The sequence below is a fragment of the Aquimarina sp. 2-A2 genome, assembly GCF_045505135.1.
Classification (GTDB): Bacteria; Bacteroidota; Bacteroidia; order Flavobacteriales; family Flavobacteriaceae; genus Aquimarina; species Aquimarina intermedia.
Window position 1 is genome coordinate 97,828 of record NZ_JBJKFI010000005.1, and the last position, 16,637, is coordinate 114,464.

A 16,637-nucleotide genomic window follows, 5' to 3' on the forward strand; every position below is an offset into this window, starting at 1 on the left:
AAGAACTGTTTTATTTATCAAGTAAATTTCTAAATTGATAAAAGAAACGCTCGATAAGCCTTAGATCTTCGGTAATAATTTCTACCACACCTCTCATTTCTTGTTTAAACTGAATCTCTTTGCCATAAGAAGTAATCAAGGTATCAGGTAACTCAACATCAATAAGGTATAAACCGTCTGCATTAGGTAGGAGAGAAATACTTTTTACAGTACCTGTAAGCATTCCAAATTCATTATCCGGATAGTTTTCTAACTTTATATTCGCCACTTGACCCACTTTTATTTTCCCAGAATTTTGGGTTGGTGCTGTAATTTTAGCAATATAGGACGAGTCTTCTGCTGGAATCACAATAAAAACTAAGTCTCCGGCCGTTACATTTTGATTTATTGTCCAATAATTTAAGAAAGATACATGACCGTGAATATTAGACTCGAGTACATACGTCTGTTCCCAATCTTTGATGTTTTTTTTAAGTTGATCAAAGGCTTGTAATACGCGTTTGTATAAGGCAATTTCTTCTTTTCGTTGATTAATTTTGGTTCCTTTAGAGGTTTTGGTGGCATTACTTATACTTTCAGTAATTTGGGACAACTGAACGTTGTTATTTTCATAATTTCGTTTTGTTTGTAAAAAGTCTAACTCCTTATTCTCATACTCCTGAGCAGAAATTACTCCTTTGGAAAAAAGATTCTTTTGACGTTCCAGATCTTTTTGTTTAAACTCCAATTCGGCTTTATTGATGTTCTTTTGTGCTTTTAAACTCTCAAAGCGGCGGTACAACTCAGACAATGATATTTTATTCGCTAAAGCTTCATTAGAAAAAGGTTGCAGCTCTTGGTTAAGGATATATTCAGAATAACTGTTTTCAAAAAGAGCAAAACTCGTCTCAATATCTCCTAAGAATAATACCGGCAATTCATCGATAGGAAAGGAGAACCGTTCTTTTGTAATACTAATGGTATCGATAATGGATTGTAATAAAAAAACATCTTTATAGTTGGCGCTATTCTGTAGTATAGCCAAAGGTGTATTCTCAGGTACCAACTGACCGTCTTCTACTAAGATGGCCTCAAGTTTACCTGTAACCTTGGCATATTCTTTTTGTGGGGGTATTTGTGTGGTTATGGTAGCTTCAGCCGGAATGACATCCGGATATTTGATTAACCAGGATAGAAACAGTAATAATAGCACCAGTATAAGGATAAGTGCATTACCCCAACGGATCATCCAGTGAGGCACTCTGGTTAAGATTTCTTGTACCTCTTCGCTTCTTAGTTGTATTGTATCTAATTGATCTGACATTTTTTAAAGCTTTTGCGGTTAGTTCCCCAACTCCAATTGATTTTTAACTAAATTGAAGTAGCTACCTTTTTTGGCTATGAGTTCCTGATGATTTCCCACTTCTACAATGTGTCCATGTTCTAAAACTACAATTTTATGAGCATTTTTTACAGTGCTTAACCGATGGGCAATCACCATCACGGTTTTGTCTTCAAAAAATTGATCAAGTTTTTCCATAATCACCTTTTCATTATTCGCGTCTAACGCGGAAGTAGCTTCGTCGAAAAACAGAAATTTAGGATCTTTATACACGGCTCTTGCGATAAACAAACGTTGTTTTTGTCCGGTACTTAAGCCTACACCTTCCATTCCTATCTTGGTGTTGTAGGATAACGGAAGCGACTCAATAAACTCCTTTATATTGGCAACATCCACTGCATGAGCCAATTTAGTTTTGTCTATATAATCATCTCCTACTGCGATATTATTAGCAATGGTATCATTAAATATATAGCCCTCTTGCATCACTACACCAAATTGATCACGCCAAGCTTTTTGCGAAATGTTTTGTAAATCGTGAGAGCCTAAGAATATTTTACCACTGTTAGGTTCATAAAACTTCAACAGCAATTTCATAAGGGTAGTTTTACCACTACCGCTAACACCAACAATGGCAGTAATTTTATTTGCAGGAATCGATAAATTAAGATCCTCCAATACGGGCTGATCACTACCAACGTACCTAAAACTTAAATCTTTGATGTCGAATCCGGCGTTTTCCGGAATATCTTTTATTTTTTGATCCTTAGAAACTTCTTCATCTTCTTTATTGTGAATTTCACCCAAACGCTCCAGCGATATTTGGGCGTCTTGTAGCTCTCTTAAAAAATTAATGAACTGTGTGATCGGTGCGTTTAGCTGTCCAACAATAGAAGTAATGGCAAGCATCATACCCAATGTAATTTCGCCGTCGATAACTAGTTTGGCAGAAAATACTGTTATCAAAATATTTTTAAGCTCATTAATAAAAGCAGAACCTACGCTTTGATATTGTTCTAACGCTAAATTTTCAACCGAAATCTTAAACAATTTAGCCTGAACGAACTCCCAGTTCCATCGTTTCCGTTTTTCGGCATTGTGCAGTTTTATTTCCTGCATGCCATTAACCAATTCTATCACTTTACTTTGTTCTTCACTAATTTGCGCAAAGCGTTTATAGTCAAGTTTTTTTCGTTTTTTAAAGAATAGCAGTACCCAAGAAAAATATAATACACTTCCGACGGCAAAAATCCCGAAAATAGCCAGACTGTAGTAGATAAGAACAATGCTGAAAACTAACAGGTTCACCAGTGAAAAAAGAACATTTAATGAGGACATGGTCAGGATACGCTCAATTCGCTTGTGATCATTAATACGCTGCAATAAATCCCCAGTCATCTTGACATCAAAATAAGAGATAGGCAAGTTCATTAATTTGATAAAAAAATCAGAAATCAGAGAAATGTTTATACGCGTACTAAGATGGAGTAAGATCCAACTACGCAAAACATCAATTAGAGTCCGTCCTATAAAAAGCGAAAGCATTGCAATAAGGACTAGATAGACAAAATGGATATCTTGATTCTTAATACCAACATCAACAATACTTTGCGTAAGAAACGGAGTGATTAGCTGTAATAAACTACCCGCAGTCAGTCCAAGAATGAGTTGGTAAATAAACTTACGATACTGTATGACATATTTAGAGATAAATTTGAAACCAAATTTTTCATTCTCATCTTGTAAGGTATCACTATAAAAATTGGGAGTGGGTTCTAACAGCAACGCGACACCTTCTTCGGTAGTTTCATCAGCATTATTACCAATCCAAGCTGTTATAAATTCATCTTTTGTATAGGTTATCAAACCATGTGCTGGATCAGATACATAGATAGTAACCCCTCCGTTGCGAGAAGTTTTTATTTTATATACCACTACATAATGAACTTTATTCCAATGCACGATACAGGGTAGGGGAGCTTCTTTCAATTGATTTAAAGAAAGCTTGACACCTAAGGATCTAAAACCAATCTTTTCTACTGCTTCACTTAATCCGAGAAGTGAACTTCCTTCTCTGGTAGTTTCGCTGAGCATTCGTAAGTTGGCTGTGTTAAGCACACGACCATAATGTTTTGCAATAATTTTAATACACGTGGGCCCGCAATCTTTCGATTCAGCCTGCTTGTAAAATGGAAATTTAGCCATTAAGGGAACTAGGTTAAGTTGGTTCTAACTGATAAATATGTTCACAAAGTAAGAAATTTCATTTGAATCTGCTAAAGGTTACGTATAGGAACTATTTATAAAAAGCAAAAGAAGCGCATCTTGCGCTTCTTTTGATCAAAAAATATGGAAAAAGGTTAGCTTACTGTGCAATTGACCAGATACTAAAACTTTTAGGTGGAGCCGTTAGGGTAGTGGTTCCGCTTAAATTAGTACTGGGATTGTCTTTAATATTATTGCTATAATCAATCAAAGTTTTATTTTTCCATGAAGTAGTAACCTCATGAGAAGCAATTTCAGTTCCTATGTTAATATAGAGTATTAGACCAGGATTACCATCGGTACCTTCTCTTTGCATAATATATTCATTCTGCACAGCTTTCAGAATTTTAACCTTTCCACTAGCTAAGCTATTACGAATTACTATTAAATTTTTGAGCTGTTCTTTAAATAACGGATTTTCATAATCACTATAAAATAGTGTTGGATACCCATCATGAGTCAGAATATACGCATGTGCCATCATTTTGTTAGCATAACTAATGCGATTATTCAGGTTTTCTTCTTTTTCTGTATCATGGTTAGCAATGAATGTAACTGCTTTTTCAGGATAAATTTTACGAAGCATATTTTTAGATTCTGCAAGAATACTCAGATCCTTATCTCTATCCAATGCTTCTTCCAATCGATAGAAACAAGCAAAATCGAAGGCTGCGGATCCTGAGGCATCTACCCAATCCTTCAATGTATTGGCATTACCATCAAAATTCTCTCCCACAGAAAACCCACCTACTTTCTTATTCCACTCAGTAACAACTGATGGAGCAAAGCTTTTTACATAATCAAAACGCCAACCATCAAAGCCTAAGACATCCTTGTAAAAATTAGCAACGGAGTCATCACGAAGCCATAGCCAGTCTTTTACATATTGCTGATCATGACAGAGATCTGTTTTTTCAAAGAATAAAGCTTCGGCATCATTGGCATGAATGGCGTTTGGATGAAAATGTTCATAAGACCGATTGAATTTACCGGAAGCATTTCCATTCGCTTCATTAAATAAGCTATACACTTCTGTATCACCAGGTCTATAAGGATTATCTTGTTGACCCCCTCCAGAGTTATGACCGAGAACAATGTCTGCGATCACTTCAATGTTATTTTGATGCGCTGTGCTTATCAAGCCTTCTAATTCAGCCCGCGAACCGAAACGAGTTTCAATTGTTCCATGTTGTTCAAATTCACCGACATCAAAATAATCTGACGGATCATACCCCATCGAAAAACTTCCGGATTGTCCTTTACCGGGTGCCGGAAGCCATATACGATTAATACCCGCAGCAGACCAATCGGCTAATTTCGTCTCTACTGTAGTATACCATTCTCCGATAGGTTCAACATCCCAATAAAAGGCCTGCATCATCACACCCTTAGAATCTCCGTTGTATTGGGTTAAGTCCAACTTGTTTATAGCGGTAGTTTCTTCTTCATTGGAAGAATCATCATCACTAGAACATGCGTTAAAAACAAAAACTATTCCTCCCAAAAGAAGAACAGTTTTTGTAGTATATTTTTTTAAAAAATCTATCATGATATAATTTTAACTTTTAGGTATAAGGATATAACGACCATCTAAATCATTGAACCAAATATCATATGTTCCTGCGATGACAGGTATTGCCGGTGGATCTCCAGCAGTAGTAGTAGTTCCACTAAGCGCAGTTGTACCACCCCAGTTACCGGGCCAGTCATTACTATGTCTAAACTTCATAACACCGTCAAATAGCACTACATCATTTGCGTACCATATATGTGGGTTAAATGAAGACTGAACTAAATCTGCATCCTCGTTCCATCCCGTATCATCTCCCGTTCGAGCCGTACCGATATAACCAATAGTTGTATACATTGGTGCTGCAGATGCGTCTATAGGATCCAATGTATAGGTTAGGTCTTCTGTATTTACCTGAAGACTATAATAACCTGCTGCACTTGTTACAAAAGGACCAGGATCACCCCCCAAAATATCACTTGATGTAAAACTTCCTCCATCAAGTCCCCATTGTGGTTGCCAATTTCCTTTAGATTCTAACAATTTAAATTCATTAGCATCAAAATACCCTGAAAAATAGTAAGTATTGGTGTTTTCAGCATCTCTGAATAAATAGGTGTTGGTTGCATTGTTACTCCAATCATCATTATTCGCGATTCCATCTTTATTTGTATCCACCGCATTACCTACTAAAAACAAGTCTCTAAGAAGTATCACTTCTCCGTAAGTAGTTACTGTAAAAATTACCGTATTAGAAACTAGCTTCTCTACTTGTGTTGTACCTATAGAAGAACTGACTCGAATTTCCAGATCACTTTGAGCATTAGGTTCTAAACCTAATTTTAGAATTTCGCTGTTTAATTCTTTTACCGTCCAAGAAAAAGAGGTTTCATTGGTTTGACCAACTACTCTTGAGGTTTCGAATCCTGTTGCTGCAACACCCATCTCGATAACATAATCTATCTGTGTAGCAACTCCATAATCACTAGGCTCCCATTCTAAGGTGATTGCCGTAGTGTCCACATCTGATTTTTGTAATACTAATTCAGAATTTGGAGTTTTGATTTGTAAAGCCGCATTTGGTTCAGCTATGATCTTATCATTATCATCTTCACAGGACTGTAATCCTATAAAGAAAATTGCTGTTACCAAAAGAAATATTATTTTTTTCATTTGTTTTATTTTTAAATTTTTGAAAAACATCATCTAATTCAATTAGTAACCATCGTTTTGCTTTAAGCTTGTGTTTGCATTGATATCTGATGAAGGGATAGGTAATAGATTAAGATGCGAAGAAGTTGAAATTCCTGCCGGTACACCACCTTTCCATGGCCAAACATATGAGCTGGCAGAAAATCTACCATACCTGATTAAATCAGTTCTACGATGTCCTTCCCAATACAATTCTCTAGAACGCTCATCAAGAATAAAATCTAGAGTTAAATCCCCGCTTGTTATATTTCCACTAGTGTCACCATAAGCACGCTCACGAATGAGGTTTACATAAGAAACTGCATCTGCAATAGAACCAGTATTACTACGTAGAGCCGCTTCTGCATACATTAAATACACATCGGCTAATCTAAACATCGGAAAATCAACATCCACGAAATCTCCGGCTACATCAACTCCCGGGTTGCCATCTCTATCCACATTTCTCCATTTTGTAATTGCATAACCATTTTCAAAAGTTCCAATGGATTCAATTTCTAAAGTTTGTCCGTCGGTAAAAAACAACGCTCTACTGTCAATATCTCCGGTTGTGTCCGGAAATTTATTCACAAATGCAGAGGTAGTTCTCAATCCGGCCCATCCACCATTAATTCCAAAATCGGCAGGGTTCATTTTACCACCTACCGGTGCGTGCGTCAAAAAGGTGGTTCCTCCAAAGTTTTGAGTTCTTAAACCATCAAAATTCGCTGAGAAAATAATTCCCTTTGACAAAAAGTTGTCGGCCAAAAATAAATGTTGGTAGTTGCTTTCAAGCGTATGACTTGTATTGATAACTTTAGCAGCATAGGTAACCGCATCAGCATAACGCTCCTGTCCGGTATATACTTCTGCATTAAGGTATAATTTTGTAAGTAGTGTCCAAACTGCACTTTGATCAGCACGGCCATACTCATTTTGCAAGGTTGCTTTTACAGTATCCTCAATCGCTAACAGCTCTGATTCTATATAAGTGAATAAATCTTTGCGTTCTATTTGTTCCGGAAAGAAAAATCCAACCTGATCCTCTTCAGTAACAAAAGGAACATTACCAAAAAGGTCAATCGCATGCCAGTAACTTAAGGCTCTCAGAAATCTCGCTTCAGCAATTAATTCCTGAATATTTGCAGGAGTATTCTCTCTGGTTGAAGCCTGACGGATAAATTCGTTACATGCACTTATCTGAAAGAAAATACGATCATAAATATTCTGTATAAATGGATCGGCAACGGTCCAGCTTTGTGCATGAAAGTCAGCAATTGATCTATCAGCCCACCCGATTACGGCTTCATCGGTTGTAAGCTGCTGTGGTAACCAATAGGCACGAATATATTGCGATTCGTTAACATCGGTGTCAAAAAGATCAGTACTCTCCGTGCCACTTTGACCGGAAACAGATAAACCTGCATACAAACGAATAAGAACGTTGTAGTAAGCATCTTCAGAACTATATAAATCATCGGCAGCAGTAATATCCGGATCCTCTAAAGCTACGTTGAGATCATCAGAACATGATGCCAATAAAAACATCCCTGTACAGAATAAGATTAAATATGTTTTATAATTTTTCATTGTATTAATTTTTTTCAATTAAAAATCTACGTTTACTCCAAATAAGTAGGTGGTAGGTCTTGGATAGATGTTATTATCAATTCCACCTTGAATTTCCGGATCTAATCCATCATAATCAGTTATGGTCAATACGTTTTGAACGGTTGCATACAAACGTACATTTCTTATTTTTTCGAAGAGGTTATTAAAATCATAACTCAACGTTACACGATCCAGTTTTACAAAGGATGCATCTTGTATGTAATAATCAGATAAGAAGTTTTCTGAAGTAAAATTACTTTCCAATACATTTTCAACCGAATTGGATAAAGTATTGTCATAACGCAACATGTTATTATAATACCCCGTATTTGATTGTACGTTATTATAAGCATAATTTCCAAAACTTCCTCTCCATGCCATGTTAAATCCCCAATTTTTGTAGCTCAAATCTGTATTAAGTCCTGCAAAAATCTCAGCTGTTGGTTGTTCGTGACGGTAAAGATCATCAGGATTAACTTGACCGTCATTATTACGATCGACAAATACACCTTCAATTGGATCACCATTGGTATCATACACTTGTTGATAAACGTAGTAAGTAAACGGTGCATATCCTACCGAATGAATTTGAATATTGTTTCCTGTTCCTCCTGCAATACCTCCTTGTGGTATACCTATAAAATTAGGATCTTGAGTTGCGTATAGTTCACTTATTTCAGTATCAAAATAAGTAATGTTAAATCCAATATTAAGTTTCAAATCATCTGTTTGAACAGGAATTGCATTAACAGAAAATTCTACACCTCTATTTTCGATCACCCCCACATTAGCAGCTCCCTTGTTTGAAAGTCCTGATCCTGCAGGAAATGAAAGATTTGTAATTAATAAATCTTCAGTTTCTCTGTAATAGGCGTCAATGCTACCACTTAAACGATCATTAAAAAAACCGTAGTCTAAACCGATATTGTAGGTGGTAGTCTCCTCCCATTTTAAGTTGTCATTGTAGGGATCAGCTCTAAATGTTGTAACAAATCCATTACCAACTGGATATTGAGAATTTTGATTACTACCGGTATAAGTTGGAATGTAGGGTAAGTAGAAACCAGTACCTAAATCCTGTTGTCCTGTAATACCCCATCCTGCTCTTAGCTTCAAATCAGATACTGTTGACGAATCTTCTAAGAAAGATTCATTAGAGATATTCCATGCAACGGCTGCAGCCGGAAAATTACCCCAACGATTATCTTCGTTGAATCGAGATGTTCCATCTCTACGATACGTAAAAGTAAATAAGTATCTACTGTCATATCCCAGATTTACACGCGTGAAATAGGATTGTAGATTAAGATTAAGAAAAGTATCTTTTAATGTTTCAATCTCAGGATCCTGAATATTAGTGAAGTCTATTTGCTCTGTATGAAAATCCTGGTATTCATATCCTACCAACACTCCAAAATTGAGATTGTTAAATTCCTTCGTATAATTAAGAGTAGCATTTAGCAACTTATTTTCTTTCTCTTGAGCATAAGTATCTTGAGCAGATAAGCCAGTATTGAAAGCATAAGAAGAAAAATAACTTGGCGTTCTAACCTTGCTACCATTACTGGAAGTTTTGTCAAGACCTAGATTTAGGTTTGCTCTTAATTCTGGTAAAAAGTGAAATTTGTAGTCAAATTGAATATTACTTATCGATTTGAAGGCGTTTGAAGAGTCATCCTGCTGTCTAAGCATTGCTACTGGATTTTTAGCTGCCAAAGTTATTGGGCTTCCATTAGCCTCAGTCCATTGATAAAAATTATCATATTGCGGAAAATCTCCGAATACAGGCTGTGTTGGATCAAAAACAATTGCAGCACCAATAGCATCGGTATCGGCAAAACGATTTTTGATCAATGCTGTTTTCGTGTTCAAATTGATCTTAAGGTGGTTTTCAAAGAATTTATGAGATAAAGCAGCAGAAAGCGTAGTACGTTCCAATGCCGACGTCAATAACACCCCTTCTTGATTATTATAACCTACCGAAGCGCGATACGTAAAATTTTCCATCCCACCAGAAAGACTAATGTTATGAGTGTGACTAATTGATTGCTGAAAAATTTCATCTTGCCAATCTGTATTAGCGGTACCTAATAATCCAATTTGCGTAGGATTACCTCGCTCGTTTACAACTTGTCTAAATTGATCGGCAGATAAGACATCGATACTCTGTGTTACGTCTTGTATTGAGATATTACTCTCATAGTTTACTCTTAAATCACTACCACTCGTACCTTTTTTTGTGGTAATTAAAATCACACCATTGGATGCTCTAGAACCATAAATCGCTGTGGCAGAGGCATCTTTCAGGATAGTAAAACTTTCAATATCATTCGGATTAATAATATTCAGAGGATCACGTAAACCGGCAATATCATCATTATCGATAGGTACTCCATCGATAATAAAGAGCGGTTTATTGGATGCATTTAAAGAAGCACCACCACGAATACGAATGGTTTGAGCGCTACCTGGAGCACCTCCGGCAGAAGTTATCTGAACACCTGGAGCTTTCCCTGTTAACAAATCCGCAGGAGAAGTGGTTACACCTTTGTTCAGTTCCTCGGCCGTAACCGTAGATACAGAACCTGTAAGGTCCTTTTTTCTGGTAGTTCCATATCCTATAAGAACTACTTGCTCCAGTTCGGCTGCATCAACCTCTAGAGAAACATTGATTGTGTTGTTTCCGGCATAAGTAACTTCCTGAGGTTTAAAACCTACATAGGAAAATGTGAGAATGTCACCTTGGTTTACATTTGAGATAGAATATCTACCATCAAAATCTGATGTGGTTCCGTTCGAAGTGCCTTTAACAATTATATTTACACCAGGGATGGGTTGTCCATTGCCAGCGTCAGAAACGACTCCACTAACCGTAGACTGTGCAAAAAAGCTCAATGGAATCAACCATAAAAAGATCCAAGAGCTTATAGTAAATGTTTTCATAAATAAAATGATTTGTTAATGTATACTTAACCTATATTTCTACTTTCTGCTCACAATGTAGATAATTTCTATGTTAAAAATTGTTACGAAAACGTTCTTGGGTCTACGCAAACGTTTTCGTGTGGAAAACTTTTGTATTTACTGTAAAATTTTAAGTAATAATTTGTTCATATACTATATTTTCGTGCTTAAATTCAGGATTTATTAATTTGATATTCAGTCTATGAAACAGAAAGTGACCTTAAAACAAATTGCAAAAGAACTTGATGTTTCCATCTCCACCGTTTCAAAAGCTTTAAAAGACAGTGTTGAGATAAGTAAGGATACCCGAGAAAAAGTGAAGGCCTTTGCTAAGCTTTATAACTACAAACCTAATAATATAGCGTTAAGCTTAAAAAATAGAAAGACTAAAACTATTGGTGTCATTATACCCGAAATAGTACATCATTTCTTTACAACAGTAATAGGTGGAGTAGAAAAGGTTGCAAATGCCAAAGGGTATAACGTAATTATATGTTCTTCTAACAATTCTTTTGACAAAGAAGTAATTAATATGGAGATGTTAGCTAGTGGCAGTGCTGATGGTTTCATTATATCTGTCGCAAAAGAAACACAACAACGCAAAGATTATCATCATATCGAAGAAACCATGAGTCAAGGGATGCCGGTAGTGTTATTCGATAGAATCATTGATGAATTAGTGTGTGATAAAGTTATTATTGATGACGCCAAAGGGGCTCAAAAAGCAGTAAATCATTTAGTGTCAAAGGGTTGTGTTAAAATTGCGATCTTGTCGACCGTTGACTATATAAGTGTTGGTAAATTGAGAACTACCGGCTATTTGAGAGCGCTAAGAGCACATGATATCCCCGAACGCGAAGAGTTTATTTTGAAAATTGAAGATATCGAGCATTGTGAAGAAGAAATTGCAGCCTTTTTAGCGAGTAATGAATTTGATGCAATTTTTGCCGTAAACGAATTATTTGCTGTTACAGCAGCAAAAATTTTAAGTGAACGAGGTAAAAGTATACCTAATGATGTTTCTCTGATAGGATTTACCGATGGAATATTATCTAAACATTTTATTCCAAGTTTGACCACCATAAGTCAACATGGAGAGGAGATGGGAGAGCGCGCAGCAAAGCTATTAATCGATAAGTTAGAAGGTGATCCACTAGCTACCGAAGAATATAAAACAGTTATTATAGATACAAGTTTGATTGAACGTCAGTCAACAAAAAAATAATAGGTATGTGTTTAATCAAAAAAATATAATATCTTTGACACCTATCAGAACTTATATTTCTACTTTCTACGAAATAAGTTTTGATAAGTCTCACCGCTTATCAAGTTAATATTCAAACAAATACTTGATGAACAAGCGTAAGTTAAGTTTCTGGGAAATTTGGAACATGAGTTTCGGTTTTCTGGGAATACAATTCGGTTTTGCACTACAGGGAGGTTTTATGTCTAGAATCTTCCAAACACTAGGAGCAGACAAAGATGCTATACCATATTTATGGATTGCAGCACCCCTCACAGGATTACTGGTTCAACCTATTATAGGTTATTTGAGTGATCGTACCTGGAGCGTTCGTTGGGGTAGAAGAAGACCCTATTTTCTAATAGGAGCTATCTTGAGTTCTATTGCTTTATTTCTCGTACCGCATTCACCCGTTCTATGGGTTGCTGCCGGCTTTTTGTGGATACTTGATGCATCGATTAATATTTCCATGGAACCCTTCAGAGCGTTAGTAGCTGATAAATTACCTGACTCTCAACGTTCTTATGGGTTTGTAACTCAGACACTGATTATAGGTATAGGAACCTGGGTTGCTAGTAATTTGCCTTGGATGGTCTCACAGTTGGGGGTTAGCGATGCTGCTCCGGTTGGTGTGATACCAATGTCCGTAAAGGTGGCTTTCGCAATAGGAGCTTTTGTATTTCTAATAAGTATTTTATACACCGTATTTACAACGACAGAATATCCTCCCGAGGATATGGCTGAATTTGAGTTAGAGAAGAAAAAGAAAAATCAATTTATACCTGATATTCTTAATAATATAGGAAATATGCCAACAACCATGAAAAAACTGGGACTTGTTCAGTTTTTTAGTTGGTTTGCATTTTTCACTATGTGGAGTTTAGCCAACCCCGCGCTCACAGAACATGTCTTTGATACCCCAGCACCAGTAGAAGCTAATTTTAATATGGAACAACCAGCATCTGCTACAGCGTTTAATGTTGCTAATACTGCATTTCAAAAATCTTCTAACGAAGTAGGTCGTTATATGGGATATTACGGTTTGTCTTCTATGGCATTTGCTTTATTACTAACTTTTTACACTTCAAAAAAACGAATCAATCGCAAGTTTGTACATCTTGGCTCACTATTGTTGGGAGGGGTAGGATTTATATCTATGTATTTTGTACCCTCACCGATTTGGCTGATGGGGTCTTTTATTCTTGTAGGATTTGCATGGGGAAGTATTTTATCCATGCCCTACGCTATGTTGTCAAGTTCCGTCGATCCCAAGAAAATGGGTGTAATCATGGGGATCTTCAATATGTTTATTGTGATTCCGCAAATTATTGCAGCACTGGGTGGCGTTAATTTTGCGTATAAATTAATTGGCGAACAAACGATTAATGCAATGATTGTAGCTGGTATTAGTTTAATTATAGCAGCTGCGTGCAACTTATTTATAACAAATAAAGACGCAATTACGTACATACCAAAAGTAACAGAATGATGAAAAAGAAAGGATTTATTTTTGATTTAGATGGTGTCATTGTGGACACAGCCAAATACCACTATCTCGCATGGAAAAATTTAGCAGAAGAACTTGGTATATCATTTTCAGAAACACAAAATGAACAGTTAAAGGGAGTTAGTCGTATTCGATCTCTCGAAAAGATACTAGAATGGGGGAATTTAGAAATTTCACAGGATAAATTTGATAAGCTACTTGTAGAGAAGAACGAAGAGTACTTGTCGTATATCGATAAAATGGATCAGAATGAAATTCTCCCTGATGTTGTCAGAGTCTTAGAATATCTAAAGACACAGAATTGTGGAATTGCTCTTGGGTCTGCAAGTAAAAATGCACGTATCATTCTCGATAAAGTAAGCCTACGCGAACATTTTGAGACAATTATTGATGGCACAGATGTAACGAAGGCGAAACCCGATCCCGAGGTATTTATGAAAGGAGCAGAGCGGCTCAATATAGCGCCAGAACACTGTGTAGTTTTTGAAGATTCTGTAGCCGGAATTCAAGCAGCAAATGCTGCGGGAATGATCAGTATAGGTATAGGGGATAGCGCTATACTATATGAAGCGGATCATGTATTTAAGAACTTTAAAGAGATGGACGACCAGTTTATAAACCAATTAATAACCACAGAAAAAGTATAAAAAATTATGAATCAGGATTATATACAACCAAATGTTTGGTCACTGATCGAAGAAGAATTTGACGTGGCTCGTGTCAAATCTTCAGAAAGCCTCTTTAGTATCGGGAATGGTGCTATGGGACAACGAGCAAATTTTGAAGAACATTACTCAGGACCTACTTTTCAAGGAAGTTATATAGCTGGTGTTTATTATCCGGATAAAACCAAAGTTGGTTGGTGGAAAAACGGATATCCGGAATATTTTGCTAAAGTGCTAAATGCACCCAATTGGATAGGTATTAATGTAGAGGTTAATGGTGAAGTATTGGATCTCTATACGTGTAAGAGTGTGGCTCATTTTAAGAGAGAGCTTAACATGAAAGAAGGTTGGTATGAGCGTTCCTTTGAAGCCGTTTTACCTAATGATGTCACAGTTCAGGTTAAAGCTACTCGTTTCTTAAGCTTGTCTCAGGATGAGGTAGGCGCTATTAAATATCAAGTAACACCTTTGACTCATGATGCTACAATCAAACTGACACCTTATCTTAACTCTGGCATTACCAATGAAGATACGAATTGGGATGACCAATTCTGGGAGACTTACGAGGTTATACAAGATAATCAAGTATCCCAAATCTGTTCTAAAACCTTAAAAACCGACTTTCATGTCTGTACAGGTATGGTTAATACAGTACTGTTAGATGGTACTGTTCAAGATATAGAGGCAAAAATATCCCAAGATAACACATATATTGAACAGTCGTATGAACTAACAGTGAAACAAGGTCAAACTGTGGCTTTACACAAATTTGGGGGTTATACAGTTTCATTAAACCACTCACAGAACCAGTTAAAAGCAGCCAGTAAAAAATCCCTTGATGCGGCAGTAAACAAAGGGTTTGACATGTTACTTCAACAACAAAAAGATGCTTGGTCCCAAATATGGGAGATGGCCGATATCGTAATTGAAGGCGATGTTAAGGCACAGCAAGGTATTCGTTTCAATATTTTTCACCTTAATCAAACGTATTTAGGAAAAGATCCACGATTGAATATCGGTCCAAAAGGATTTACCGGTGAGAAATATGGCGGGAGTACCTATTGGGATACCGAAGCGTATTGTATTCCGTTTTACATGGCTACCAAAAATCATGAGGTGGCACGCAATTTACTAGTATACCGCTATAACCATTTGGATAAAGCTATAGAGAATGCAGAGAAACTCGGTTTTACTAATGGAGCTGCGTTGTATCCAATGGTTACCATGAATGGAGAAGAATCTCATAATGAATGGGAAATAACCTTTGAAGAAATTCATCGTAATGGGGCTATGGTGTTTGCTATTTATAATTATGTGCGTTATACGGGAGATTACTCTTATATCCCGGAAAAGGGATTAGAAGTTATGATAGCCATTGCTAGATTTTGGCAGCAGCGCGCAACGTTTTCTACAGATAAGAATAAGTATGTTATTCTTGGTGTTACGGGGCCCAACGAGTATGAAAATAACGTCAATAATAATTGGTACACGAATTACCTAGCGCAGTGGTGTATAAACTATTGTATCGAGAATCTTAACCGAGTAAAAGTTGATTTTACAGAAGATTATAACAGAATTATTAAGAAGACTAACTTGACGGCTTCAGAAATTGTAAAAATGTCAGCTGTGGCGGAAGGTATGTATTTTCCATATTCTGAAAAGCATGACGTATATCTACAACAAGATGGTTTTCTGGATAAAGAATTGATTACGGTATCAGATTTGGAGCCTTCAGAACGTCCTATAAATCAAAAATGGAGTTGGGATCGTATTTTGCGTTCACCCTATATCAAGCAGGCGGATACATTACAAGGTTTTTATTTGTTTGAAGATCATTTCACAAAGGAGCAACTTGAAAAGCATTTTGATTTCTACGAGCCTTTCACTGTTCATGAATCATCATTATCGCCTTGTGTACATAGTATTCAGGCAGCAAGCTTGGGAAGAGTGGATCAGGCCTATACTTTTTATTTAAGGACTTCCCGATTGGATTTGGATGATTATAATAAAGAGGTTGAAGAAGGCCTACATATTACCAGTATGGCTGGTACATGGATGAGTATTGTGGAAGGATTTGGTGGACTACGTATCATAAATGATCAATTGTCCTTTACACCCAAAATTCCATCACAATGGTCTGCCTATTCGTTTAAAGTGAATTTTAGGAATCAAATTTTGAAAGTTTCTGTTTCTCATGAAGGGGTATCTTTTGTATTAGAAGGGAGTGAAGAGTTGACTATTCTTGTAAATAATAAAACAATTCTTGTCGCACCCAATAATTTGATAACAGTGTAAGTAAAGTAAGTTGTATAGAAAACTCTCATTAACTTTGTAGTTAGTGATTCACGCAAGTAATTAAA

10 protein-coding genes are annotated in these 16,637 nt (G+C 36.4%); 4 read left to right on the plus strand and 6 right to left on the minus strand.

All coding sequences use genetic code 11. From position 1 onward, the window contains the following. Positions 1 to 10: 10 nt before the first annotated feature. The 6 genes from ACJRPK_RS12610 to ACJRPK_RS12635 form a co-directional block, all read right to left on the minus strand. Positions 11 to 1,303 carry an HlyD family secretion protein gene (locus ACJRPK_RS12610; RefSeq protein WP_407140396.1) on the minus strand — a complete coding sequence of 431 codons (1,293 nt, stop codon included), beginning with the start codon at positions 1,301 to 1,303 and terminating at the stop codon, positions 11 to 13. Between the two features lie 18 nt (positions 1,304 to 1,321). Further along, positions 1,322 to 3,526: a peptidase domain-containing ABC transporter gene (locus tag ACJRPK_RS12615; RefSeq protein ID WP_407140397.1), complete on the minus strand. Its 2,205-nt coding sequence runs from the start codon at positions 3,524 to 3,526 to the stop codon at positions 1,322 to 1,324. A gap of 160 nt (positions 3,527 to 3,686) precedes the next feature. Next, complete coding sequence (locus tag ACJRPK_RS12620) at positions 3,687 to 5,135, minus strand: alpha-amylase (protein ID WP_407140398.1); 1,449 nt, start codon at positions 5,133 to 5,135, stop codon at positions 3,687 to 3,689. A 9-nt stretch (positions 5,136 to 5,144) separates the two neighbouring features. Next, a complete protein-coding gene (locus ACJRPK_RS12625; RefSeq protein WP_407140400.1) occupies positions 5,145 to 6,269 on the minus strand; it encodes a SusE domain-containing protein in 1,125 nt (374 codons plus the stop codon). Between the two features lie 42 nt (positions 6,270 to 6,311). Then, complete coding sequence (locus tag ACJRPK_RS12630) at positions 6,312 to 7,877, minus strand: RagB/SusD family nutrient uptake outer membrane protein (protein ID WP_407140401.1); 1,566 nt, start codon at positions 7,875 to 7,877, stop codon at positions 6,312 to 6,314. An 18-nt stretch (positions 7,878 to 7,895) separates the two neighbouring features. Next, positions 7,896 to 10,841 carry a SusC/RagA family TonB-linked outer membrane protein gene (locus ACJRPK_RS12635; protein ID WP_407140402.1) on the minus strand — a complete coding sequence of 982 codons (2,946 nt, stop codon included), beginning with the start codon at positions 10,839 to 10,841 and terminating at the stop codon, positions 7,896 to 7,898. Positions 10,842 to 11,064: 223 nt separating this feature from the next. On the opposite strand from ACJRPK_RS12635, the gene ACJRPK_RS12640 reads away from it, so the two are divergent. From ACJRPK_RS12640 to ACJRPK_RS12655, 4 genes are all read left to right on the plus strand, one after another. Next, positions 11,065 to 12,087: a LacI family DNA-binding transcriptional regulator gene (locus tag ACJRPK_RS12640; RefSeq protein WP_407140404.1), complete on the plus strand. Its 1,023-nt coding sequence runs from the start codon at positions 11,065 to 11,067 to the stop codon at positions 12,085 to 12,087. 127 nt (positions 12,088 to 12,214) lie between these two features. After that, positions 12,215 to 13,594, plus strand: coding sequence for an MFS transporter (locus ACJRPK_RS12645; protein WP_407140406.1), 1,380 nt, complete (start codon positions 12,215 to 12,217; stop codon positions 13,592 to 13,594). Then, complete coding sequence (pgmB, locus tag ACJRPK_RS12650; RefSeq protein ID WP_407140630.1) at positions 13,594 to 14,259, plus strand: beta-phosphoglucomutase; 666 nt, start codon at positions 13,594 to 13,596, stop codon at positions 14,257 to 14,259. The genes ACJRPK_RS12645 and pgmB overlap by 1 nt, the downstream gene beginning before the upstream one ends. 6 nt (positions 14,260 to 14,265) lie before the next feature. Continuing rightward, the gene (locus ACJRPK_RS12655; protein WP_407140407.1) at positions 14,266 to 16,572 is read left to right on the plus strand and encodes a glycoside hydrolase family 65 protein; all 2,307 of its coding nucleotides are present in this window, start codon (positions 14,266 to 14,268) and stop codon (positions 16,570 to 16,572) included. Positions 16,573 to 16,637: the final 65 nt, after the last annotated feature.

What these genes read in the sequence shown, in the direction of transcription:
- ACJRPK_RS12645 (WP_407140406.1), top strand. Translation starts at nt 12,215, where the DNA reads ATGAACAAGCGTAAGTTAAGTTTCTGGGAAATTTGGAACATGAGTTTC.
- ACJRPK_RS12635 (WP_407140402.1), bottom strand. Translation starts at nt 10,841, where the DNA reads ATGAAAACATTTACTATAAGCTCTTGGATCTTTTTATGGTTGATTCCA.
- ACJRPK_RS12610 (WP_407140396.1), bottom strand. Translation starts at nt 1,303, where the DNA reads ATGTCAGATCAATTAGATACAATACAACTAAGAAGCGAAGAGGTACAA.
- ACJRPK_RS12615 (WP_407140397.1), bottom strand. Translation starts at nt 3,526, where the DNA reads ATGGCTAAATTTCCATTTTACAAGCAGGCTGAATCGAAAGATTGCGGG.
- ACJRPK_RS12655 (WP_407140407.1), top strand. Translation starts at nt 14,266, where the DNA reads ATGAATCAGGATTATATACAACCAAATGTTTGGTCACTGATCGAAGAA.
- ACJRPK_RS12640 (WP_407140404.1), top strand. Translation starts at nt 11,065, where the DNA reads ATGAAACAGAAAGTGACCTTAAAACAAATTGCAAAAGAACTTGATGTT.
- ACJRPK_RS12625 (WP_407140400.1), bottom strand. Translation starts at nt 6,269, where the DNA reads ATGAAAAAAATAATATTTCTTTTGGTAACAGCAATTTTCTTTATAGGA.
- pgmB (WP_407140630.1), top strand. Translation starts at nt 13,594, where the DNA reads ATGAAAAAGAAAGGATTTATTTTTGATTTAGATGGTGTCATTGTGGAC.
- ACJRPK_RS12620 (WP_407140398.1), bottom strand. Translation starts at nt 5,135, where the DNA reads ATGATAGATTTTTTAAAAAAATATACTACAAAAACTGTTCTTCTTTTG.
- ACJRPK_RS12630 (WP_407140401.1), bottom strand. Translation starts at nt 7,877, where the DNA reads ATGAAAAATTATAAAACATATTTAATCTTATTCTGTACAGGGATGTTT.